Source organism: Klebsiella sp. JB_Kp031 (genome assembly GCF_040064295.1).
Lineage (GTDB): Bacteria > Pseudomonadota > Gammaproteobacteria > Enterobacterales > Enterobacteriaceae > Klebsiella > Klebsiella quasipneumoniae.
Map to the genome: position 1 here is coordinate 87,346 of NZ_JBEAJW010000041.1, position 22,104 is coordinate 109,449.

23 protein-coding genes are annotated in these 22,104 nt (G+C 57.6%); 12 read left to right on the top strand and 11 right to left on the bottom strand.

Annotation, left to right across the window (positions count from 1 at the left end; translation table 11 throughout):
* Window positions 1–18: 18 nt before the first annotated feature.
* Complete coding sequence (gene dkgA, locus ABLV64_RS21785) at window positions 19–846, bottom strand: 2,5-didehydrogluconate reductase DkgA (protein WP_004205220.1); 828 nt, start codon at window positions 844–846, stop codon at window positions 19–21.
* Window positions 847–990: 144 nt separating this feature from the next.
* Window positions 991–2,154 carry an alcohol dehydrogenase gene (gene yqhD, locus ABLV64_RS21790; protein WP_085846647.1) on the bottom strand — a complete coding sequence of 388 codons (1,164 nt, stop codon included), beginning with the start codon at window positions 2,152–2,154 and terminating at the stop codon, window positions 991–993.
* Window positions 2,155–2,350: 196 nt separating this feature from the next.
* On the opposite strand from yqhD, the gene ABLV64_RS21795 reads away from it, so the two are divergent.
* Window positions 2,351–3,250 (top strand): AraC family transcriptional regulator, encoded by a 900-nt coding sequence (locus ABLV64_RS21795; protein WP_023319156.1) that lies wholly within the window; start codon window positions 2,351–2,353, stop codon window positions 3,248–3,250.
* 50 nt (window positions 3,251–3,300) lie between these two features.
* On the opposite strand, the gene yghB is transcribed toward ABLV64_RS21795, so the two are convergent.
* Window positions 3,301–3,960: a DedA family general envelope maintenance protein YghB gene (gene yghB, locus ABLV64_RS21800; protein WP_004205217.1), complete on the bottom strand. Its 660-nt coding sequence runs from the start codon at window positions 3,958–3,960 to the stop codon at window positions 3,301–3,303.
* A gap of 131 nt (window positions 3,961–4,091) precedes the next feature.
* Window positions 4,092–5,279 (bottom strand): cystathionine beta-lyase, encoded by a 1,188-nt coding sequence (gene metC, locus ABLV64_RS21805; protein ID WP_004205213.1) that lies wholly within the window; start codon window positions 5,277–5,279, stop codon window positions 4,092–4,094.
* A gap of 250 nt (window positions 5,280–5,529) precedes the next feature.
* Between metC and exbB the strand changes: the two genes are divergently transcribed.
* The 7 genes from exbB (at window position 5,530) to ABLV64_RS21840 (ending at window position 11,830) form a co-directional block, all read left to right on the top strand.
* Window positions 5,530–6,261 (top strand): tol-pal system-associated acyl-CoA thioesterase, encoded by a 732-nt coding sequence (exbB, locus tag ABLV64_RS21810; RefSeq protein WP_004174395.1) that lies wholly within the window; start codon window positions 5,530–5,532, stop codon window positions 6,259–6,261.
* Window positions 6,262–6,267: 6 nt separating this feature from the next.
* A complete protein-coding gene (exbD, locus tag ABLV64_RS21815; RefSeq protein WP_002916785.1) occupies window positions 6,268–6,693 on the top strand; it encodes a TonB system transport protein ExbD in 426 nt (141 codons plus the stop codon).
* 204 nt (window positions 6,694–6,897) lie between these two features.
* Window positions 6,898–8,316: an MFS transporter gene (locus ABLV64_RS21820; RefSeq protein ID WP_002916782.1), complete on the top strand. Its 1,419-nt coding sequence runs from the start codon at window positions 6,898–6,900 to the stop codon at window positions 8,314–8,316.
* Between the two features lie 13 nt (window positions 8,317–8,329).
* A complete protein-coding gene (locus ABLV64_RS21825) occupies window positions 8,330–9,853 on the top strand; it encodes a glycoside hydrolase 43 family protein (protein WP_217324681.1) in 1,524 nt (507 codons plus the stop codon).
* A gap of 106 nt (window positions 9,854–9,959) precedes the next feature.
* Window positions 9,960–10,454 (top strand): TIGR00645 family protein, encoded by a 495-nt coding sequence (locus tag ABLV64_RS21830; RefSeq protein WP_004105804.1) that lies wholly within the window; start codon window positions 9,960–9,962, stop codon window positions 10,452–10,454.
* A gap of 121 nt (window positions 10,455–10,575) precedes the next feature.
* Window positions 10,576–11,463, top strand: a complete 888-nt coding sequence (gene yghX, locus ABLV64_RS21835) for a YghX family hydrolase (RefSeq protein ID WP_023319154.1) — start codon at window positions 10,576–10,578, stop codon at window positions 11,461–11,463.
* 79 nt (window positions 11,464–11,542) lie between these two features.
* Window positions 11,543–11,830: a DUF2623 family protein gene (locus tag ABLV64_RS21840; RefSeq protein ID WP_348843158.1), complete on the top strand. Its 288-nt coding sequence runs from the start codon at window positions 11,543–11,545 to the stop codon at window positions 11,828–11,830.
* 35 nt (window positions 11,831–11,865) lie between these two features.
* Here ABLV64_RS21840 and yghU read toward each other — a convergent pair whose 3' ends face one another.
* Together yghU and ABLV64_RS21850 are read right to left on the bottom strand one after the other, a co-directional pair.
* Window positions 11,866–12,732 carry a glutathione-dependent disulfide-bond oxidoreductase gene (gene yghU, locus ABLV64_RS21845; protein WP_002916742.1) on the bottom strand — a complete coding sequence of 289 codons (867 nt, stop codon included), beginning with the start codon at window positions 12,730–12,732 and terminating at the stop codon, window positions 11,866–11,868.
* A 47-nt stretch (window positions 12,733–12,779) separates the two neighbouring features.
* Window positions 12,780–13,340 carry a thioredoxin domain-containing protein gene (locus tag ABLV64_RS21850; protein WP_004150918.1) on the bottom strand — a complete coding sequence of 187 codons (561 nt, stop codon included), beginning with the start codon at window positions 13,338–13,340 and terminating at the stop codon, window positions 12,780–12,782.
* Window positions 13,341–13,374: 34 nt separating this feature from the next.
* Between ABLV64_RS21850 and ABLV64_RS21855 the strand changes: the two genes are divergently transcribed.
* The 3 genes from ABLV64_RS21855 (at window position 13,375) to ABLV64_RS21865 (ending at window position 16,756) form a co-directional block, all read left to right on the top strand.
* Window positions 13,375–13,482, top strand: coding sequence for a hypothetical protein (locus ABLV64_RS21855; protein ID WP_032426103.1), 108 nt, complete (start codon window positions 13,375–13,377; stop codon window positions 13,480–13,482).
* Between the two features lie 76 nt (window positions 13,483–13,558).
* A complete protein-coding gene (gss, locus tag ABLV64_RS21860) occupies window positions 13,559–15,424 on the top strand; it encodes a bifunctional glutathionylspermidine amidase/synthase (protein WP_004205206.1) in 1,866 nt (621 codons plus the stop codon).
* 150 nt (window positions 15,425–15,574) lie between these two features.
* Window positions 15,575–16,756, top strand: a complete 1,182-nt coding sequence (locus ABLV64_RS21865) for a PLP-dependent aminotransferase family protein (RefSeq protein ID WP_004205205.1) — start codon at window positions 15,575–15,577, stop codon at window positions 16,754–16,756.
* A 195-nt stretch (window positions 16,757–16,951) separates the two neighbouring features.
* On the opposite strand, the gene ABLV64_RS21870 is transcribed toward ABLV64_RS21865, so the two are convergent.
* The 3 genes from ABLV64_RS21870 to ABLV64_RS21880 all read right to left on the bottom strand — a co-directional run bounded on the left by ABLV64_RS21870 (window position 16,952) and on the right by ABLV64_RS21880 (window position 18,373).
* Window positions 16,952–17,140, bottom strand: coding sequence for a hypothetical protein (locus tag ABLV64_RS21870; protein ID WP_004205204.1), 189 nt, complete (start codon window positions 17,138–17,140; stop codon window positions 16,952–16,954).
* Window positions 17,141–17,345: 205 nt separating this feature from the next.
* Window positions 17,346–17,684: a hypothetical protein gene (locus ABLV64_RS21875; protein ID WP_025999196.1), complete on the bottom strand. Its 339-nt coding sequence runs from the start codon at window positions 17,682–17,684 to the stop codon at window positions 17,346–17,348.
* Window positions 17,685–17,770: 86 nt separating this feature from the next.
* Window positions 17,771–18,373 (bottom strand): short chain dehydrogenase, encoded by a 603-nt coding sequence (locus ABLV64_RS21880; RefSeq protein ID WP_202678037.1) that lies wholly within the window; start codon window positions 18,371–18,373, stop codon window positions 17,771–17,773.
* A gap of 97 nt (window positions 18,374–18,470) precedes the next feature.
* Between ABLV64_RS21880 and ABLV64_RS21885 the strand changes: the two genes are divergently transcribed.
* Complete coding sequence (locus ABLV64_RS21885) at window positions 18,471–19,382, top strand: LysR family transcriptional regulator (RefSeq protein WP_048295593.1); 912 nt, start codon at window positions 18,471–18,473, stop codon at window positions 19,380–19,382.
* Here ABLV64_RS21885 and ABLV64_RS21890 read toward each other — a convergent pair whose 3' ends face one another.
* Together ABLV64_RS21890 and ABLV64_RS21895 are read right to left on the bottom strand one after the other, a co-directional pair.
* Window positions 19,383–20,531 (bottom strand): PLP-dependent aspartate aminotransferase family protein, encoded by a 1,149-nt coding sequence (locus ABLV64_RS21890; RefSeq protein ID WP_004205199.1) that lies wholly within the window; start codon window positions 20,529–20,531, stop codon window positions 19,383–19,385.
* Window positions 20,532–20,541: 10 nt separating this feature from the next.
* Window positions 20,542–21,918 (bottom strand): cystathionine beta-synthase, encoded by a 1,377-nt coding sequence (locus ABLV64_RS21895; protein WP_072500772.1) that lies wholly within the window; start codon window positions 21,916–21,918, stop codon window positions 20,542–20,544.
* Between the last annotated feature and the right edge of the window lie 186 nt (window positions 21,919–22,104).

The following is a 22,104-nucleotide window of genomic DNA, read 5'->3' on the forward strand; positions in this document are numbered from 1 at the left end:
GCCCGGCTTTTTTACCTGTTATCCGCCGAACTGATCGGGGTCAGGACCCAGACGCTTGCCCTGATCCAGCTTCGCAATCTCACCCAGCTCCTCTTTATCCAGGCGGAAATCCCAGACGTTAAAGTTTTCGGCGATGCGCGACGGCGTGACGGATTTCGGGATCACCACCAGACCGCTGTCGAGATGCCAGCGGATGACAATCTGCGCCGGCGTTTTACCATATTTATCAGCCAGCTGATGGATGACTTTCTGATCGAAGACGCCCTTACCGCCCTGGGCCAGCGGGCTCCAGGATTCGGTCTGGATCTTGTGGGTGGCGTTCCAGGCGTGCAGCTGCCGCTGCTGAAGCAGCGGATGCAGCTCTATCTGGTTGATCACCGGCGCGACGCCGGTTTCATCAATCAGCTTCTGCAGATGCGGCACCTGGAAATTACACACGCCGATGCTCTTCGCCAGCCCCTGCTGCTGCAGCTCAATCAGCGCCTGCCAGGCCTCGACGTAATGGCCGATAGCCGGCACCGGCCAGTGGATTAAATAGAGATCCACATAGTCCAGTTTCAGCTTGCTGAGACTCTCTTTCAGCGCCTCGTGCGGCCGTTTTTGATCGTCGTTCCATAGCTTGGTGGTGATGAACAGCTCATCGCGATTGACGCCAGCGCTTTGCAGCGCGTTACCGACGCCAGCCTCATTTTGGTACGCGGCGGCGGTGTCAAAAGAGCGATAACCGACTTCCAGCGCCTTATGAATGGCGGAGACGACTTCCTCGTTGCCAGCTTTCCACACGCCGAGACCCAGCTGCGGCATCAGGTTGCCGTCGTGTAGTTTTATAACGGTTGGATGTGTCATGCCTTCCTCCTGTTAATGAACTCGGCGAAGCAGGATCCGCCGAGGGGTAGCATTAAGTCTGGACGAAATAGCTAAAAACGGTAGTAAAAACACCCCTCCCCGACGTTTGTTTAACGTAAGGAGAGGTGAATCAGGCGGGGTAACTTAGCGGGCAGCCTCGTAGATACGGCGGCTGACCTCCAGGGTGATATCCTGATGCTCGCCCAGTTTGGTCATGCCGTGCTCTTCCAGTTTCGCCAGCAGCGCCGGGATGGAGCTCCCGTCGAGACCGTAATCGGAAAGGCGGGTCGGCACCCCCATCTGCTCGAAGAACTGGCGCGTCGCGGCGATGGCGGCGTCGATGCGCTGGTCGTCGGAGCCCTCGGTGATATGCCACACGCGCTCAGCATATTGCAGCAGCTTCTCGCGCTTGGTATCGCGCTTCTCATTCCACAGCGCCGGCAGAACGATAGCCAGCGTCTGGGCGTGATCGAGACCATGCATCGCCGTCAGTTCGTGGCCAAGCATATGCGTTGCCCAGTCCTGCGGCACGCCAGCGCCGATCAGGCCGTTCAGCGCCTGGGTCGCGGCCCACATAATGTTGGCGCGCACGTTATAATTTTCCGGCTCCTGCAGCGCTTTCGGGCCATCCTCGATCAGGGTCAGGAGAATGCCTTCGGCGAAGCGGTCCTGAATTTTGCCGTCAACCGGGTAGGTGACGTACTGTTCGACGGTATGGACGAAGGCGTCAACCACGCCGTTGGCGACTTGGCGCGGCGGCAGGGTATAGGTGTAGACCGGGTCGAGGATCGCGAACTGCGGCTGAACGTGCGAAGACATAAACGCGCGTTTGTCGCCGGTAGTTTTCCGCGAAATCACCGCCCCTTTGTTTGATTCAGAACCGGTCGCCGGCAGAGTGAGAACCGAGCCCATTGGAATGGCGCTGGCGATCTTACTGCCATAGGTTTCCAGAATTTCCCACGGATCAATGTTGGCGTCATAGTGGGCTGCTGCCGCGATAAATTTAGTGCCATCCAGCACCGAACCGCCGCCGACCGCCAGCAGGAAAGTGACCTTCTCTTCGCGGGCGAGCTTCACCGCATTCATCAGGGTTTCGTAAGACGGGTTCGGCTCGATGCCGCCAAATTCAAGGACGTCCAGGCCATTCAGGGCGGTCAGTACCTGATCCAGGACGCCCGTTTTTTTCACGCTGCCGCCGCCGTAGGTGATCAGTACGCGAGCTTCCGCCGGGATCTGTTCACGCAGCTTTTCAATCGCGCCTTTGCCAAACAGAATGCGGGTTGGGGTATGCAGGTCAAAATTATTCATTGCTTGGGTCCTCCAAAGAGTAAAACTGCCGACAGGGACGATACCGCTGCCCGATGACGGTTATTGTGGTCCTCGCGCCGTTGCCCCTCAATGCACATTTCTGCCTATGTCTTGCCTATTTCTCCATATGGCTGGAGAATCCGCGGCGACCTGCGCACAATATATAGGTGAAGAAACATCGGGAGAGACGGTGGCAATGCAACACGCAGAGATATGTCGGACACTGACAGAGAAGGTTAACCAGCTGAAAGATAAGCACGAAATGTTAAGTTCGCTGCTACCTGACGTTCGCCTGCTGTACGGGACGCAGCCGGGACCGCGGATGCCGGTGATGTACCAGCCGGGGATCGTTTTTCTCTTTTCTGGCCATAAAATTGGTTATATCAATGAGCGGACGTTTCGCTACGATACAAACGAATATCTACTGCTGACCGTACCGCTGCCCTTCGAGTGCGAAACCTTTGCCACCCCGGAGGTGCCCCTGGCCGGGATGCGCCTGAACGTCGATATCCTGCAGCTGCAGGAGCTGCTGATGGACATTGGCGAGGATCCGCTGTTTCAGCCCGCCGTTGCCTCCAGCGGGATAAACTCCGCAGTGCTTTCGGAGGACATCTTGTGCGCTGCTGAACGGCTGCTCGACGTGATGGAACGGCCGTTGGACGCGCGGATCCTTGGCAAGCAGATCGTCCGTGAAATCCTCTACTATGTGCTGACGGGACCCTGCGGCGGCGCGCTGCTGGCGCTGGTCAGCCGGCAGACCCACTTCAGCCTGATTAGCCGCGTGCTCAAGCATATCGAGAGTCAGTACACCGAAAACCTCAGCGTCGATCGGCTGGCGGCCGAAGCGAATATGAGCGTGTCGGCGTTTCACCATAATTTTAAAGCGGTGACCAGCACTTCGCCTCTGCAGTATCTGAAAACCTACCGTTTGCACAAGGCGCGCATGCTGATGATCCATGACGGTATGAAGGCCAGCGCGGCGGCGATACAGGTGGGCTATGAAAGTCCTTCCCAGTTCAGCCGCGAGTTTAAGCGCTACTTCGGGATGACGCCCGGGGAAGACGCCGCGCGTATTCGTATGATGCAGGGGATGTAAGACCGGGGGAGGGAGCAGGCCGGGCGGGCGCAGCCCCCCGGCAGTCAACGTCAGGCGCTGCAGTATTTCTTTTTGATCACCACGAACAGCGTGCCGAGCAGGCCAGCCAGCAGTAGGGCAATTGGCAGGATCATCAGGCAGGTCATCACCTGATCTTCATGACGTTTCACGAACGGGATCATGCTCAGCGCATAGCCGAGGCCCGTGACCACGCCGACCCACAGCAGGGCGCTCAGCCAGTTGAAGAACTGGAAGCGGCGGTTCGGCAGACCGGAAATCCCCGCCATGGTTGGCAGCAGGGTACGGACAAAGGCCAGAAAGCGGCCCGCGAGCAGCGCCAGCAGACCGTGGCGGTCAAACATGCAGGTGGCGCGCTGATGGTACTTATGCGGCAGGTGCGCCAGCCAGCCTTTCACCGTTTGCGTATTGCCCAGCCAGCGCCCCTGTACATAGCTCAGCCAGCAGCCGAGGCTGGCGGCGGCGGTCAGAATGGCGATAGTGGGCACAAAGTCCATGACGCCTTTAGCAATCAGCGCGCCGGCGAGCAGCAGCAGGCTGTCTCCAGGTAAAAAGGAGGCAGGCAGCAGCCCGTTTTCCAGAAACAGGGTCGCGAACATAACCAGATATACAACGCCCACAACATGAGGGTTCGCCAGTGCGGCAAAATCATGTTGCCACAGCGCGGCGACAATCTCTTGAATGACAACCATGGACTTTCCTAAGTGGTACCGTATTGTTGACTAGTGTACTCCTGAAGAGACCCGAGCACCTTGATCCCGGGCGCAACAAAAGCGGCCGCTCCGATAAAAAGCGTCCGCTATTGTTGCCACTGACTGTCACTTTACACGATACGCGCGAAGCCCGCTGCTAAATCCGCCTGCAGATCGTCAACATTTTCGAGACCAATGTGCAAACGGATCAGCGTGCCGCTGAAGTCGACTTCCGCATCCGGTCGGATGTGAGCGATTTGCTCCGGCTGATTGGCCAGTATCAGCGATTCAAAGCCGCCCCACGAGTAGGCCATGCTGAACAGGCTGAAGTTGTCGAGATACTCTGCCAGCTCAGCGTCGTTGAGACGCTTGTTGAGCACAAACGAGAACAGCCCGCTGCTGCCGGTAAAATCGCGTTTCCAGAACTCATGGCCTTTACTGCCGGGCAGGGCGGGGTGGTTGACCCGCGCCACCTGCGGATGCTGCGCCAGCCACTCGGCGATGCGCAGGCTGCTTTCATGATGCTGACGCAGGCGGACGCCCAGCGTGCGCAGGCCGCGGCTGGTCATATAGGCGGTATCGGCGTCCAGCATTTGCCCCATCAGATAGGCATTCTCACGCAGCTGCGGCCAGCAGCGCGCGTTCGCCACCGCGGTGCCGACCATGGCGTCGGAGTGGCCAATCAGGTATTTGGTGCCTGCCTGGATGGAAATATCAATGCCAAAATCCAGCGCTTTGAACAGGATCCCCGCCGCCCAGGTGTTATCGATCATGATAATCGCTTCCGGCGCGACCTGACGCACGGCGGCGACAATCGCTGGCACATCATGCACTTCCATGGTGATGGAGCCGGGTGATTCCAGGAACACCACGCGGGTCTCCGGCCGAATAAGTTGGGCAATATCAGCGCCGATTAAGGGATCGAACCAGCTGGTGGTGACGCCGAGTTTAGCGAGAATTTTGGTACAAAAGTCCTGGCTTGGCTCATAAGCGGTATTGGTCATCAGCACATGGTCGCCCTGCTCGACAAACGCCAGGATAGTGTTGGCTACCGCGGCGGCGCCGCAGGGGAAGAGGGCGCAGCCGGCGCCGCCTTCCAGCTCGCACATCGCTTCCTGCAGCGAGAAGTGGGTCAGGGTGCCGCGACGCCCGTAAAACAGCTCGCCGTTGGCCCGATTGCGAGTGGCGTGCTTTTTGGCCTCTACGGTGTCGAAAACCAGCGATGACGCGCGCTGGATCACGCTGTTCACTGAGCCCTGGGTGTACTTTTTGCTCCGCCCGGCGTTGACCAGCGCGGTATCAAGATGTTTATCAGCCATGTTGATGAACCTGTTTTTATACGTCTGGACGTCTAAACTAGCATGATTCTTCTTTTCTGTACCAGCGCGCTGCCGATACAGGCGAAAATTTTACCAGGCCCGCGGTTAGCCACTTTTTTACTGCGTAAGCGCAAGGAAAATAAACGTGATTTGCTGCACAGTGTAAATACTAATGAGAACCACTATCAATTCGATGTCGTTTTGATATTATTGAGGGCAGATTTTGTGATTATCGTCGTGGAGATAGAGCGTGGGTAATAATTTGATGCAGGCGGATCTCTCCGTTTGGGGTATGTATCATCATGCTGATATTGTCGTTAAGGTGGTGATGATTGGCCTGATTCTGGCGTCAGTCGTCACCTGGGCCATCTTCTTCGGCAAAGGGGCGGAAATCCTCGCCAGTAAGCGTCGCCTCAAACGCGAACAGCAGCAGCTGGCGGAAGCCCGCTCTCTCGATCAGGCCAGCGATATCGCCAGCGCCTTTGAGGCGAAAAGCCTCACCACCCAGCTTATCAATGAAGCGCAGAACGAACTCGAACTCTCCGCCGGCGCCGAAGACAATGAAGGCATCAAGGAACGAACCGGTTTCCGCCTTGAGCGCCGCGTCGCGGCCGTCGGTCGCCATATGGGGCGCGGCAACGGCTACCTGGCCACCATCGGCGCCATTTCGCCGTTCGTTGGCCTGTTCGGGACCGTCTGGGGCATCATGAACAGCTTTATCGGCATCGCTCAGACCCAGACCACCAACCTTGCGGTGGTGGCGCCGGGCATCGCGGAAGCGCTGCTGGCGACGGCCATCGGCCTGTTCGCCGCCATCCCGGCGGTGGTCATCTATAACATCTTCGCCCGCATGATCGGCAGCTATAAGGCCTCACTCGGTGACGTCGCCGCTCAGGTACTCCTGCTGCAAAGCCGCGACCTGGACCTCAGCGCCAGCGGCGTGAAGCCGGTGCGCAGCGCGCAGAAATTACGGGTAGGTTGATCGGCTATGGCGATGCGTCTTAATGAAAATCTGGACGATAACGGCGAAATGCATGAGATCAACGTGACGCCGTTTATCGACGTCATGCTGGTTCTGCTGATTATCTTTATGGTGGCCGCGCCGCTGGCGACGGTCGACGTGAAGGTGAATCTGCCGGCCTCCTCCAGCCAGCCGCAACCGCGACCGGAAAAACCTATCTACCTGTCGGTGAAGGCGGATAAGAGCATGTTCCTCGGCAACGACCCGGTGACCGAAGCGAATATGATTAACGCCCTGGATAGCCTGACCGCCGGCAAAAAAGATACCACCGTCTTCTTCCGCGCGGATAAAACCGTCGATTACGAGACGATGATGAAAGTGATGGATACCCTGCATCAGGCGGGATATCTCAAGATCGGGCTGGTGGGCGAAGAGACCGTCAAAGCGAAGTAACCTACCCCTTTTCACTTATCTCCTCAGGCTGGCCTTGCGCCAGCTTTTTAATAGGTGATGCAATAACTTGTAAGACCAATCTTATAGATGTGTGACAACTTTCTCAGTTAACAGAAAACATAAACCCGTTGCGAAAAATGACAATAGGATAGTTTTTATCCTGCCTCTACAGTGAATACCACTTCATCTGAGAGGGGTTATATTGTGAATCACGATAATAAACTGTCATTTGCGGAGAAGCTGGGATATGGCATGGGAGATGCAGCCTGCGGTATCGTTTACTCTTCGGTAACCATGTTTTTGACATGGTTTTATACGGATATTTACGGGCTCTCAGCTGCCGCAGTCGGAGTGATGTTCCTGGTGACGCGGGTTCTGGATGCGATTACCGATCCGCTAACCGGCATTGTTGCAGACCGTGTAAAGACCCGCTGGGGCCATTTTCGCCCGTGGCTTATCTGGTTTGCCGTACCTTATGCCGTGCTGGCGGTAATGACCTTCACGACCCCGGAATTTGGCGCATCGGGTAAACTGGTTTATGCCTACCTGACCTACACCTTACTCATGCTGTGTTACACCTTTATCAATATTCCTTACTGCGCATTGGGCGGAGTCATTACGCGTGATGAGAAGGATCGCCTTTCAGCCCAGTCATATCGTTTTACGATCTCTTCTCTGGCCGGTCTGATGGTTTCTGTCGCAACCCTGTTCCTGGTGGATTTTTTCGGTAAAGAAAATAAGCAGTTTGGTTTTCAGGCGACAATGGGAATCATGGGCGCGATCGCTATTGTAATGCTGGCTTTTTGCTTTTTCTCTACCAAAGAACGCGTGGCTCCAGCTGTTGAACAGCAGGGGAGCATACGCGAAGATCTCCGTCAGCTGCTGGCGAATGACCAGTGGCGTATTGTGGCGATAATTACTTTTTTCTCCAGTATGGCCGGGGTTATGCGCAGCGCCGCCACGCTCTATTATGCAACCTACCTGATGTTAGGCGGCGTGGAGTCAGCGGCAGGAACGGCCATGAAATCAGCATTTGTTTCCACCAGCGTCGTTGGCACGATTATCGGCAGCATCGCCGCCGGATGGCTGGCCAAGCGCTATCGTGCGGTATCGCTGTTTAAAAATATCAACCTCCTGCTGGTCCTGGTTGGCGTCGTAATGTTCTTTGTGCCGCCGACCTGGCTGCCGGTGGTGTTCCCTTTATACTTCCTGGTCGGCTTCTTCCATCAGATGTACCAGCCGTTTAAATGGAACATGATGGCCAACGCTGCCGATTATGGCGAATGGAAGTTTGGCCGTCGCATCACGGGATTATCCTATTCCGGTAATCTGTTTGCTTTGAAAATGGGCATGGCGGTTGCTGGTGCCGCCGTAGGTTTTTCGCTTGGGCTATTTGGCTATCAGGCGGGCGTAACGGCGCAGACTCCGCTGGCGACAATGGGAATTGTGGGGCTGTTAACGCTCGGTCCATCACTATCTTACCTGCTCCTGTGGTGGCTGGCGCGTTTCTATAAGCTGGATGACAAAATGATGCAGACAATTCAGCGCGAGCTGTCCATGCGTCAGCAGCAGGGGCATTCAGAGACGCATTTGCCGCTAAACGCCGTTCCGGAAAAGGCCTGAGGAGATGCGAAACATGACCCCTTCTGAATACCAGAATCCTATCTTATGCGCCGATTATTCCGACCCGGATATCGTGCGCGTAGGCGATGATTTCTTTATGGTCTCTTCCAGTTTTAACCATATGCCCGCTTTACCGATCCTGCATTCAACGGACCTGGTTAATTGGACTATCATCAACCACGTTATGGATGAACTGCCGCTACCTGGTTATGACCGGTATCAGCCAGGTAAGGGCGTATGGGCGCCGTCGATTCGCTGGCATGATGGCAAGCTGTGGGTCTGCTTCAGCACGCCCGATGAAGGTATTTTTATCTGCCATACCGAGGATCCATGGGGGGAATGGAGCGCTCCGCACTGCCTGCGCGAGGCCAGAGGTTGGATAGATCCCTGCCCGTTCTGGGACGACAATGGTCAGGCCTGGTTGGTACATGCCTTCGCCCATAGCCGCAGCGGCATCAAGCATAAATTGCAGTTGTTTGCGATGGCGCCGGACGCCAGCGAATTGCTGGGCGAAGGGCAGATTATCTATGACGGCTGCTGCGATTTACCTACCCTTGAGGGGCCAAAGGTTTATCAACGCGCCGGTTGGTACTACATCTTTGCTCCTGCGGGCGGGGTTGAAAATGGCTGGCAGACGGTACTGCGCGCGCGACAGATGACGGGGCCTTGGGAAGCCAAAAACGTGCTTTTCCAGGGAAACACGTCGATAAATGGACCACATCAGGGCGGCTGGGTGGAGGGTGAGAAGGGCGAATGCTGGTTTGTTCATTTCCAGGACTTACATCTCTATGGCCGCGTGGTTCACCTCCAGCCGATGTCCTGGGGTAACGATGGCTGGCCGCGTATCGGTGAGCAGATTGGCAACTGCGGCGTCGGACAGCCGGTTTTACGTTGGCCGCGTCCTAAAGGGTTAACGCCTTCACCGGCGTTGGCGCCGCAAACCAGCGACTATTTTGCGCAAGGCCAACCGGGTATACAGTGGCAGTGGCAGGCTAACCCCAGCCCTGAGTGGCTGTTGCCGGCGGAAGGCGAACTTCGATTACGCTGCGTCCCATTATCCGAAGTCGATGGACAGAGAGCGTTATACTGGGCGCCGCAGCTGTTGCTGCAGAAATTTCCGGCGCTAACTTTTAGCGCGAAAACAAGCGTAACGTTATATGCCGCTCAGGACGGTGATGCCGGAGGCCTGATCGTATACGGCGAACGCTACGCCGCTTTGCTGGTGGAGTTTGGGCAAGGGAGTTACCGGCTCGTGTGGCGACACGGTTGGATGAGCGATGCGGGCGTAGTGCGCGAAACTCGTCAGGTTCTTGCTGAGCTTAAGTGCGGCAAGTGTCAGCTGCAGGTTGCCGTAGGCGAAGGCGGCCTGTGTCAATTTTCCTGGCGAGCCGAGGAGGAGTGGCGGAAGGTTCCTCTTTGTTTTGCTGCCGGGAAGGGAAAATGGGTCGGTGCGAAATTTGGCCTGCTGGCTGCTTCAATGGTTGGCCTACAAAGCGAGGGCTACTCCGCTTTGCAGGACTTTGAGGTCATACTTTAAAGAAACCGTTTCTGGCCGCCTGCAGATGACGCGGGCGGCTGATGTTGCATAAGCGTTACCCTGTTGCGATATAATGGCGGCCGTTTATGTTAACTGACAGGATCTTATGGAACGCTTTCTGGAAAATGCTATGTACGCCTCGCGCTGGCTGCTGGCGCCGGTTTATTTTGGCCTCTCGCTCGGTCTGATTGCGCTGACCATCAAATTTTTTCAGGAGATCTTCCACATACTGCCGCATATTTTTAGCGTCAGTGAGTCGGATATGATTCTGACCCTGCTGTCGCTGGTGGATATGACCCTGGTGGGCGGTTTGCTGGTGATGGTGATGTTCTCTGGATATGAAAATTTTGTCTCGCAGCTGGATATTAACGAAGGTAAAGAAAAACTCAGTTGGCTGGGCAAAATGGACGCGACTTCGCTGAAAAATAAGGTTGCCGCCTCCATCGTGGCGATCTCCTCTATTCACCTGCTGCGGGTGTTTATGGATGCGAAAAACGTCCCGGACAATAAGCTGATGTGGTACGTGATTATCCACCTGACCTTCGTGCTGTCGGCCTTTGTGATGGGCTACCTCGATCGTCTGACCAAAGTGAAACACTAATCCCTTCTCTCCCGGCGGTGGCAGCTGCCGGGCTTTTTTCTCCCCGTTTCTGCTTTACTGCGCTGGCGTATGTCCGGGCTTCTGCTTTGCTTAAAAGGCGATAAACAATGGAGGCAGGGTGATGACGCGATTAACGGCCAAAGATTTCCCGCAGCAGCTGCTCGAGTATTATGACTACTATGCCCACGGTAAAATCAGCAAACGCGAGTTTCTCCAGCTGGCGGGGAAATATGCCGTCGGCGGGATGACCGCGCTGGCGCTGTTTAATCTGCTGAAGCCCGACTATGCCCTGGCAGAGCAGGTACCGTTCACCGACCCGGATATCCGCCCGGAGTATATTCATTATCCCTCTCCTGACGGCCACGGCGAAGTGCGGGCTTACCTGGTGACGCCGACGAAAATAGCCGATAAAGCGCCCGCCGTTGTGGTGGTACATGAGAACCGCGGCCTGAATCCCTATATTGAAGACGTCGCCCGGCGGGTAGCGAAAGCGGGGTATATCGCGCTGGCGCCGGATGGCCTGAGCTCCGTCGGCGGCTATCCGGGGAATGATGATGAAGGCCGCGCGCTCCAGCAGAAAGTCGATCCCGTGAAGCTGATGAATGATTTTTTTGCGGCGGTCGCGTTTATGGCGAAGCATCCGCAGGCGACGGGGAAGGTCGGTATCACCGGTTTTTGTTACGGCGGCGGCGTCAGCAACGCGGCGGCGGTCGCCATTCCGGAGCTGGCCTGCGCGGTGCCGTTTTACGGCCGCCAGCCGCCGCTGAAGGAGGTCGATAAAATTAAAGCGCCGCTGCTGCTGCACTATGCCGGCCTCGATAGCGGCATTAATGAAGGCTGGCCTGCCTATGAACAGGCGTTGAAGGAACACCATAAAGTCTACGAGGCCTATCTCTATCAGGGCGTGAATCACGGCTTTCATAATGATTCTACGCCGCGCTACGATCGGGCTGCGGCGGATCTGGCCTGGCAACGCACGCTGGCATGGTTTGATAAGTATTTACGCTAACGCAAACGTCATAAATAGCGCTACCGCTCGCTCAAAAAAAACGCTATATAATTTATTATATAACGATTGGGAGAGCTTGATGGAAAATCATTTTGGCAAAGGCTTAATGGCGGGGCTACAGGCATCCTATGCTGATACCGCCGCGCATGCGGCGAATTTTTGCGCCGACTATAAACGCGGGTTTGTGCTTGGTTACTCGCACCGCATGTTTGAAAAAACCGGCGACCGCCAGCTCAGCGCGTGGGAGGCGGGGATCCTGACCCGTCGCTATGGCCTTGACAGAGATATGGTGATGGACTTCTTCAAAGAGAGTGGTTCCTCGACCGCGATGCCCTACTTTATGGCGGGCTATCGGCTGGAAAGCTAACAACCGGAGGCGGTTGCCTCCGGTGGGTCAGAGCGTTACGCCTGGCGCTTATCTTCCGTTTGGGTGTCAAAGTCGCGGGCGTCGTGGCGCTCATGCAGCTGCTCATTGAGCGGGCCGTTGGTGCGGTTCACGATGCGTCCCCGCTTGACCGCCGGGCGGTTGCCCACATCCTGCGCCCAGCGCAGCACGTTTTTATAGCTCCCGGCGTCGAGAAACTCCGCTGCGTTATAGACATTGCCCAGCACGACGTTGCCATACCACGGCCAGACAGCCATATCGGCGATGGTGTACTCCTCGCCGGCTACATAGCGACCGCGGGCGAGCTGTTTGTCCAGCACGTCGAGCTGGCGTTTGGCTTCCATCGTAAAGCGGTCGATCGCGTACTCGATCTTCACCGGCGCATAGTTATAGAAGTGGCCGAAGCCGCCGCCCAGGAAGGGCGCGGCACCCTGCAGCCAGAACAGCCAGTTAAGGGTTTCAGTGCGACCGGCGGGATCTTTCGGCAGGAAGAAACCAAATTTTTCCGCCAGATAGAGAAGAATGTTGCCGGACTCAAATACCCGGGTCGGCGGCGTGGTGGAATGGTCGCTCAGCGCCGGGATCTTCGAGTTCGGGTTGATCTCGACAAAGCCGCTGGAAAACTGATCCCCTTCGCCAATGCGTATCAGCCAGGCGTCGTACTCCGCGCCGCTGACGCCTAACGCCAGCAGCTCCTCCAGCATGATCGTCACCTTCTGGCCGTTGGGCGTGCCGAGTGAGTATAGCTGGAGCGGATGGGTTCCCACCGGCAGGACGCGTTCATGAGTCGCGCCGGAAACGGGACGGTTGATGTTGGCGAACGCGCCGCCGCTGTTTTGCTTCCATTCCCACACTTTTGGTGGCTGGTAGTTTTGCTCTGACATGCTGGTTTGCCTTTTTCGTGGATGTACAAAAAGTGTAGCAGGTGACCTCAGGCCATAATCCGCGCGGCCCACACGCTGACATCATCGCCGCTGCCCAGATCCGGCTGCACCAGGCCATTGACCATAAAGGTCGGCGAGACATGGATGCCGTTCTGGCGGGCATATTTACTGTGCCATTTGATCACGTCCTGCAGCTCCGGGCGGGCAAAGGCGGCCCCCAGCAGCACGTGACTGTAGCGCTCAATGCGTTCAATGATTTGCTGCGGGGTGGCATTCATGTTCGGCCCGCTGCAGTGATCGGTAAACTCAAACTCTTCCCGATGGTCTGCCACGGCCTGCATCACCTTATGCGCCTGCTCTCTGCCATGCGGCAGGGTGGACGCGGCGAGGATGCAGCGGACAATCACCCCAGAGAACAGATGCCACGGCTGCGATTGCAGCCGTATCTTGATGGTTACGTTATCGGCGCCGACCTCATCGAGCAGATCGTCGAGTTTATTAAACGCGCGGACAGAGTAGGGGCAGGTGGGCTCAAGGAACACCTCAAACGTCCGCGGGCCGTGTCCCCAGACCAGCGGTTGGGCATTCAGATGCGAGGGTGTGCTCATTGTCGACTCCTGATGTTGCGTTGTTTTTTGTTATATCACCGATAACGATATCACTTCTGCTTCCGGCTGCAGGGTTATTTTCCTTAACGGCACGATTAGCGAAACGAATGAGTGGTATCATCGTTACACCTCTGTCTGGTAAGTGCCTGCGGCAGGATAAGAAGAGGGAGTTTTGTTTCGCCAACTGCCCGGGCTGCATTAATTTGAGGTCAGGCTAAATGAGCAAAGGATCGACAAGCAGTGACGCCCCGTTTGGGACATTGTTAGGCTACGCGCCCGGCGGCGTAGCGATTTATTCATCGAATTACAGTAGCTTAAATCCACAGGATTATCCGGATGACGCGACGTTTCGCAGCTACATCGGCAATGAGTATATGGGGCATAAATGGCAGTGCGTGGAGTTTGCGCGCCGCTTTCTGTTCCTGACCTACGGGTTTGTCTTTACCGATGTGGGGATGGCCTATGAAATCTTCTCCCTGCGCTTTCTGCGCGAAGTGGTCAATGACAACATTCTCCCGCTTCAGGCCTTCGCCAACGGCTCCCGTCGTCCGCCGATCGCTGGTTCGCTGCTGATCTGGCAGAAGGGCGGCGAGTTCAAGCACACCGGCCATGTCGCGGTGATCACCCAGCTTGTCGGCAATAAGGTGCGCATCGCCGAGCAGAACGTCATTCACTCGCCGCTGCCGCAGGGCCAGCAGTGGACCCGCGAGCTGACCCTCGAGGTCAACGCCGGCCGGTACACCATCAAAGATACCTTTGCCGATACCGAAATTTTAGGCTGGATGATCCAGACCGCCGATACCGAACACAGCCTGCCGCAGCCGGTACTGCCGGGTGAGGCGATGGCGATCAAGGGCGCGCGGCTGCCGAACAACGGCCAGTTCCGCGGCAAATGGCTGAACGAGAAAGATCCGCTGCAGAAAGCCTACGTGGCGGCCAACGGCCATTTTATCAATCAGGATCCTTATCAGTATTTCACTATCAGCGAAAGCGCCGAACAGGAGCTGATTAAAGCCACCAACGAGCTGCACCTGATGTATCTGCACGCCACCGATAAGGTGATGAAGGATGATAACCTGCTGGCGCTGTTCGATATCCCGAAAATCCTCTGGCCGCGTCTGCGTCTCTCCTGGCAGCGCCGGCGTCATCATATGATCACCGGGCGCATGGATTTTTGCATGGACGAGCGCGGGCTGAAGGTATACGAGTACAATGCCGACTCCGCCTCCTGCCATACCGAAGGCGGGCTGATCCTCGAGCAGTGGTTGAAGCAGGGCTACTATGGCACTGGTCACAATCCGGCGGAAGGTCTGCTCGATGAGCTGGCGGGAGCGTGGAAACACAGCCGGGCGCGGCCTTTCGTGCACATCATGCAGGACAAGGATCTGGAAGAGAATTACCACGCGAAGTTTATCCAGCGTTCGCTGACCCAGGCCGGTTTCGAGAGCAAAATTCTCTTTGGCCTCGATGAACTGCGCTGGGATGCGGCCGGCCAGCTGATCGACGCCGACGGGCGGCTGGTCAACTGCGTCTGGAAAACCTGGGCATGGGAAACCGCCATTGAGCAGGTGCGCGAAGTCAGCGCCGATGAGTACGCGGCGGTGCCGATTCGTACCGGGCATCCGCAGAATGAGGTGCGACTGATTGACGTCCTGCTGCGTCCTGAAGTATTGGTATTCGAACCCCTGTGGACGGTGATCCCGGGCAACAAAGCGATCCTGCCGGTGCTGTGGTCGCTGTTCCCGCATCATCGCTATCTGCTTGATACCGATTTTGTGGTTAACGACGAGCTGGCGAAAACCGGCTATGCCGTGAAGCCCATTTCCGGACGCTGCGGGAACAATATCGACCTGATCGGGCCTCAGGATGAGGTTCTGGATAAGACCAGCGGCCAGTTTGTCGATCGCAAGAATATCTACCAGCAGCTGTGGTGCCTGCCGAAAGTGGATGGCAAGTATATCCAGGTGTGCACCTTTACCGTCGGCGGTAACTACGGCGGTACCTGCCTGCGCGGCGATTCGTCGCTGGTGGTGAAAAAAGAGAGCGACATAGAGCCGCTGATCGTATTGAAAGACAAAGCGTGACGTGCTGACCCCGGATAGCGGCTCCTGCCCTGTCCGGGGAGAGCGCAGAGACACGAACAAGGATAGCCCGGACTGGTAAGCGCCGCCGGGGAACACCTGCAACAAAGCCAAGATAATTAACACAACAACAAGACAGAAAAGGAAAATAGTATGCACGATCGGCGTCTCGCCGCCCGCGCGGGTGAACTCAAGCCCTCCGCCGTCCGCGAACTTCTCAAGCACAGTAAACTGCCGGGCGTGATCTCGCTTGGCGGCGGCATTCCGGCACCGGAACTGTTTGATACCGAAGGCCTGGAGCTGGCGGTGCAGAAGGTGATGAGCGAGCGTTTTCATGACGCATTTCAGTACGGTCTGACGGAAGGCTACCCGCCGCTGCGTCAGGCGGTGAGTGAAATCTGCCACTCCCGTGGCGTGACCTGTTCAGCCGCTCAGGTCTATATCACCTCCGGCTCCCAGCAATCGCTGGATATCGTTGCCCGCACGCTGCTCGATCCAGGCGATACTATCGTCGTTGAGCGACCCACCTATCTGGCGGCGCTGCAGGTGTTTCAGCTGGCGCAGGCCAATATTCTCAGCGTCGATACCGATGATGATGGGATGCTGGTGGAGCAGTTGGCCGACCTGCTGGAGACCACCCGCGTCAAAGCCGTCTACCTGGTGCCGACGTTCGGCAATCCCGGCGGCAAAACGCTGAGCGAGGCGCGTCGTCGCCGGTTGGTTGAGCTGGCGAAAAAATATGATTTCGTCATTCTGGAAGACGATCCCTACGGCGAAATTAGCTTTACAGACGCCGTGCGACGCCCGCTCTATCAGCACGCTGTTGAGCTGGGCTGTGAAGATCAAGTGGTTTACACCTCGACGTTTTCAAAGATCCTCGCGCCGGGGATGCGTATCGGCTGGATCGTCATGCCGGACTGGCTGGCGCAGCAGACGGTGATCGTGAAGCAGGCGGCGGATCTGCATACCAATATGCTGTCGCAGGTGATCACCGCGGAATACCTCAGTCTGAACCGGCTGGATAACCAGATTGCGTTGATTCGCGAAGACTATCGCAAGAAGTGCGTGGCGCTGGCCGATGCGCTGGAAAGCCGCCTTGGCGAGCACCTGGAATTCAGCCGCCCGCAGGGGGGGATGTTCCTGTGGGCGCGTTTCCGCTATCCGTTCGATACCATGGAATGGATGAAGAAAACGCTGGAAAACGGCGTGGTGTACGTTCCGGGAGAAGCGTTTTATCACGATAATCCGGATACCCGTACCCTGCGTCTTTCCTACTCAACGGTGTCGGAAGCCGGGCTGCTGACCGCCGTTGAGCGGCTGGCGGCCTCCCTGTAACGGCCCTGCTGTGCGCCGCTTACCGGCGGCGCATCCTCTTCGCTTCAATAGCGAGAGGGAGTGACGCTAGCGTTCAGCGCTGGGGTCACTCCGTATCGACGATGCGATCATCCAGCCAGACCAACATCAGCGCTGCGAGAAAAGCCACCGCAAAGGTACCAATAAACAACCACATAGATGTCCCTCACGGGTTAATTATTTTGCTGATTTTACCGGAGAACGATCGTTTCGGTCGGAGATGGAGATTTTTGTCCCAGCCGAATGGCTGGCGAGAGAGAAAAAGTCATCGGCATCAATATCGAAGTTAAGAATAATTTCCCTGTATTCCCCACCGTTAATTAACGCTTTGGCTTCTTTAACACTACTGGCAATAATGACAGGCATCAGTTTTATCTCATTTTGAAAACTGAGAAGCAAAATAAGAGTTAGTTCGTACCAGATCAACTACTTTTTATCGTATACGACTGCAGAAAAAAACGTCCTCCTGTGGCTCGGTGATAGAGGAGGATTTTGTGACAGCGATCGGCTCGTCAACAGCGGGATCTTATCGGGCGCTGTGACGGGCTGCGGTTTCGCCAGCCCGCCGGGATTATTTACCCTGCTGTTTTGCTCGTAATATCTCGCCACAGCGCTGCTGGTCCTGACGCAGCGCCTGCTGTTCCTGCGGGCTGAGCTGATGCCAGGTGTCCAGCATCCGCTGCCCTAGCGCCGGCAGGTAATGTGCTTTATGCAGCGCGTAGTCAGAATTCCCCCCCTCGACGATGTTTTGCATATCGTGGAGGAACTGGCGGCTGTCATCATGATCGATCACGCAAAATACCGCCCGGTAGTAAGCTTCGTCTTCCTCGGTGTAATGCGGAGTGAACCACCAGACCAGCAGCACGGTAAGCGCCAGCAGCGGGATAATAAAGAGTAATTTTTTCAACATCAGTTTTTCGGCCGGAGACAATCAGCCGTCAGTGTACCTGCAACAACGTCAGGATGTAAGCGCCGGCCCCGGCGGGCCGGCACTGGCTAGTAGCCGACCGGGTAGATGCGGCCGGTTTGCACCCCTTCAATGCTGCGGCGATAGGCCTGTGCTACGGCGGCGGCGGGAACGCTGGCAAAGCCAGGGAAAAAGTCGCCGTAGGCCGCCAGCGACTCGCTGAGCACGGTGGGGCTGATGAGATTGATGCGGATCCCGCGCGGCAGTTCGCAGGCGGCGGCCCGCACAAAGCCTTCCAGACCGGCGTTGACCGTCGTGGCATTGACCCCCTGAGCAATGGGTTCCTGCGCGACAATACCGCTGACCAGAGTAATCGACCCGCCGTCGCGCAGGAAATGCTGGCCGACCAGCGCCAGGCGAATTTGCCCCAGCAGCTTGTCCTGCAGACCGAGGTTGAACTGGCTGTCGGTCATGGTGCTTAACGGCCCAAAGTGTAGATTACCGGTGGTGGAGACGATGGCATCTACTTCACCCGTTTGGGCAAATAGCGTCTCGACGCTCTCCTGCGAGGTGATATCCACCTGATAATCCCCCCGGGTGCGGCCGACGCGGATAACGTCATGTCTCTGGCTCAGTTCTTCGCTGACCGCGCGACCAATGGTGCCGCTGGCACCGACAACGATAATTTTCATGGCAGACTCCTGATGAGGTGAGAGGCTATTCTTTAATAAAACGGATATCGGATAAACTGGCTAAAAGTTAGGACATTACTAACCAGAGGTTAGCAATATGGATAAGCTGCGAGGGATGGAGACGTTTATTGCCGTGGTGGAGTGCGGCAGCTTTACCGGGGCGGCGTCGCGCCTGGGGCTGTCGGCGGTGATGGTCGGGAAATATATCGCCCAGCTGGAAACCCAGCTGGCGACGCGCCTGCTGGAGCGTAACACCCGACGCCAGAGCCTCACCGACGCCGGGCGGGTCTATTTTGACGAAGCGAAACGGGTGATGGAGCAGGTCTCCATCGCCGAAAGCGCCGTTGAGCGGCTGCGGCTGGCGCCGGCCGGCACCCTGCGGGTGAGCGCGCCCACCTCGTTCGGCGCCAGCGTGATCGCGCCCCTGACCGCCACCTTTCTGCAGGCCTGGCCAGCGGTCCGGGTGGAACTGGATCTGACTAACCGGATGGTCGATCTGGTGGATGAGGGGTTCGATCTGGCGATCCGCATTGGCGAGATCCATCAGGAGGATCTGGTGGCTCGCTACCTGGCGCCGTATCGGATGGTGATCTGCGCCGCGCCGGCTTATCTGGCGCGTTACGGAATGCCAGGGAGGCCGGAAGATCTCGCCGATCATCTCTGCCTGTCCCATACGGTCTGGACCGCCCGCAACGAGTGGCGGCTGCCGGGCGTAGAGGGAGAAGTGCGCTGGAAGCGCGATGCGGTTTTGCGCTGTAACGATGGCTATGCGCTGCGCCAGGCGGCGATCGCCGGGGCTGGGCTGCTGATGCAGCCGGAGGTACTGCTGGCCGATGCGCTGGCCAGCGGCAGCCTGGTGCGGGTGCTGGAGGCGTGGACCCCACAGCCGAGGCCCGTGCATCTGCTCTGGCGCCAGGATCGCCGGCCCCTGCCGAAGCTGACGCAGTTTATCGCCCACCTTCAGCAGGGAATGCCTGACGCGCTGGCGACGACCCGCGCGTCGGAATAATCACTCCTCCCGAAGCGCCTGCTGCCAGTCGGCAATCAGATCGTGAGGATCTTCGATCCCGACCGACAGGCGGATCAGCTGCGGCGTGATGCCGTTCGCCAGGCGCTTCTCCAGCGGGATCGAGGCATGGGTCATGCTGAAGGGCTGGCTCACCAGGCTCTCGACGCCGCCCAGACTCTCCGCAAGGGTGAACCAGCGCAGCTTGCTGATGATGCGTTCGGCGTAACCGTCATCGCCTTTCACCACTACCGAAATCATGCCGCCGGGCAGGGCCATTTGCCGGCGCGCCAGCTGATGGTGCGGGTGCGAGGCCAGCCAGGGGAACCAGACTCGCTCTACCTCCGGCTGCTGTTCCAGCCATTCGGCGAGCTGCAGCGCGTTCGCGCTGTGGCGCTCCATCCGCAGCGCCAGGGTGCGGATGCCGCGTAGCGTCAGGAAGCTGCTGAACGGGTCGAGTACGCCGCCTACCGCATTCTGCAGGTAGCCAAGCTTCTCCGCGAGCGCGGCGTTATCGCCGACCACCGCCAGGCCGGCGACGACATCGGAATGGCCATTGAGGTACTTAGTCGCGGAGTGGACCACAATATCAAACCCGTGCTCCAGCGGGCGATGGATCGCCGGCGAGGCGAAAGTGTTATCGGCGACGCTGATCAGGTTATGGCGGCGCGCGATAGCGGCGATAGCGCTGAGATCCGCCAGCTTCAGCAGCGGGTTGGTGGGCGTTTCCACCCAGATCATGCGCGTATCGGGGCGGATCGCCGCTTCAATTCCCGCCAGGTCGTCGGGTTTCACCCAGCTCACCTGCAGACCAGCGCTACGGCGGCGTACGTTTTCCAGCAGGCGGTAAGTGCCGCCATACACATCATCGACCGCCACCAGGTGACTGTCCTTATCCAGCAGCTCCAGCACGGTGGCGATGGCGGCCAGCCCGGAGGCGAACGCGTAGCCGCGCGTACCGTTTTCCAGGTCGGCGATCGCCGTCTCCAGCGCATGGCGGGTAGGATTCCCGCTGCGGGAATATTCATAGCCAGTATGCTGCCCCGGCGCCGGCTGAGCGAAAGTGGAGGTGGCATAAATAGGCGGCATCACTGCGCCGTGGCTGTCGGTGAAGGTTCCGCTATGTACGCTCAGGGTGTGGATGGATGACATAAAAAATTCCTTATTGTGCTACTTGGTTACGCCAGGCGGTCAGTACATCGCTGCGGGTGACCAGGCCAAGAAAACGCGCGTTGTCAGCGATCACCGCCACCAGACCGCGATCGAGAATGGCCTGCAGTTCGCTCTCTGGCGCACGCTTATCGAGAGTTTCAACATGGCGGCTCATCGCTTCGCTGACCGGCAGGGAGAAGCGTTGGCGATCGCCCTGTACGTGGCGGATCAAATCCCACTCATCGACGATGCCGACCACGCGGCCATCCTCCAGAACCGGCAGCTGGGAGATGTCATACAGCCGCATGCGGGTAAAGACCGCGGCCAGGGTGTCGTCCGGCGCGGCCGTGACGGTAGCGCCTTCGTCATGGCGCAGGGCGATAAAATCACTGAGATCGCCCTGTTCGGGGCGGGCGATTAGCCCTTGCTGGCGCATCCAGTCGTCGTTGAACATTTTTGACAGGTATTTATTGCCGCTGTCGCAGGCGAAGGTCACCACCCGCTTCGGACGGCTTTGCGCCCGGCAGTAGCGCAGTGCGGCGCTGAGCAGGGTGCCGGTGGAGGATCCGGCCAGCACACCCTCGACCTGCAGCAGCTGGCGCGCGGTGTGGAACGCTTCGCGGTCGCTGACGCGATAGGCGGTATGCACCCCCTCCAGCCTGGCCAGCGGCGGGATGAAATCTTCTCCAATCCCTTCGACCAGCCAGGATCCCGTTTCGCCGTAGCGTCCGGTATCAACCTGATCGGCAAGGATCGAGCCCGCCGGATCGGCGAGGATAAATTCCGTTTTCGGCGAGTGTTCTGCAAACCAGGCCTGAAGCCCGCCCAGCGTGCCGCCAGAGCCAACGCCGACGACGATGGCGTCGATGTCGCCCTCCAGCTGCTGGAAAAGTTCTGGCGCGGTGGAGGTCGCGTGCGCCAGCGGATTAGCGTCGTTGTTAAACTGGTCGATATAAAAAGCCCCCGGCGTTTCATCGGCAAGGCGGCGGGCATAATCCTGGTAATAGGCCGGGTGACCTTTATTGACGTCGGAACGGGTGAGCAGCACCGTCGCGCCCAGCGCCCGCAGGTGAAAGATTTTCTCGCGGCTCATTTTGTCCGGCACCACCAGGATCAGGCGGTAATTTTTCTGCGCCGCGATCAGCGCCAGGCCGAGGCCGGTATTGCCGGCAGTGGCTTCGATAATTGTCCCGCCGGGCGCCAGTTTGCCCTGACGCTCGGCTTCGTTAATCATCGACAGCGCAACCCGATCTTTAATTGATCCGCCCGGGTTCTGATTTTCCAGTTTTAAAAACAGACTGCAGGGCCCGGTATCCAGTTTGTGCAACTGGAGCAGGGGAGTATGACCGATCAGGTCGCTCACGGAATGAAACAGTGACATAACCATTTACCCACTCGTTTAAGATATTTTTGCATGGTAGGTCTGTGAAATCGGTAATTTAAAGAACATTTATCTGTCATTTAGCGCAAAATGGAATATAAGATGCTGTTCAGCCATCCGGAGGGAAAGCAGGGTAGCCGCCTGGGCGGATCGATTGCCAGAAAAGGGCGTTTTTAGCCGTTTTTAACGACA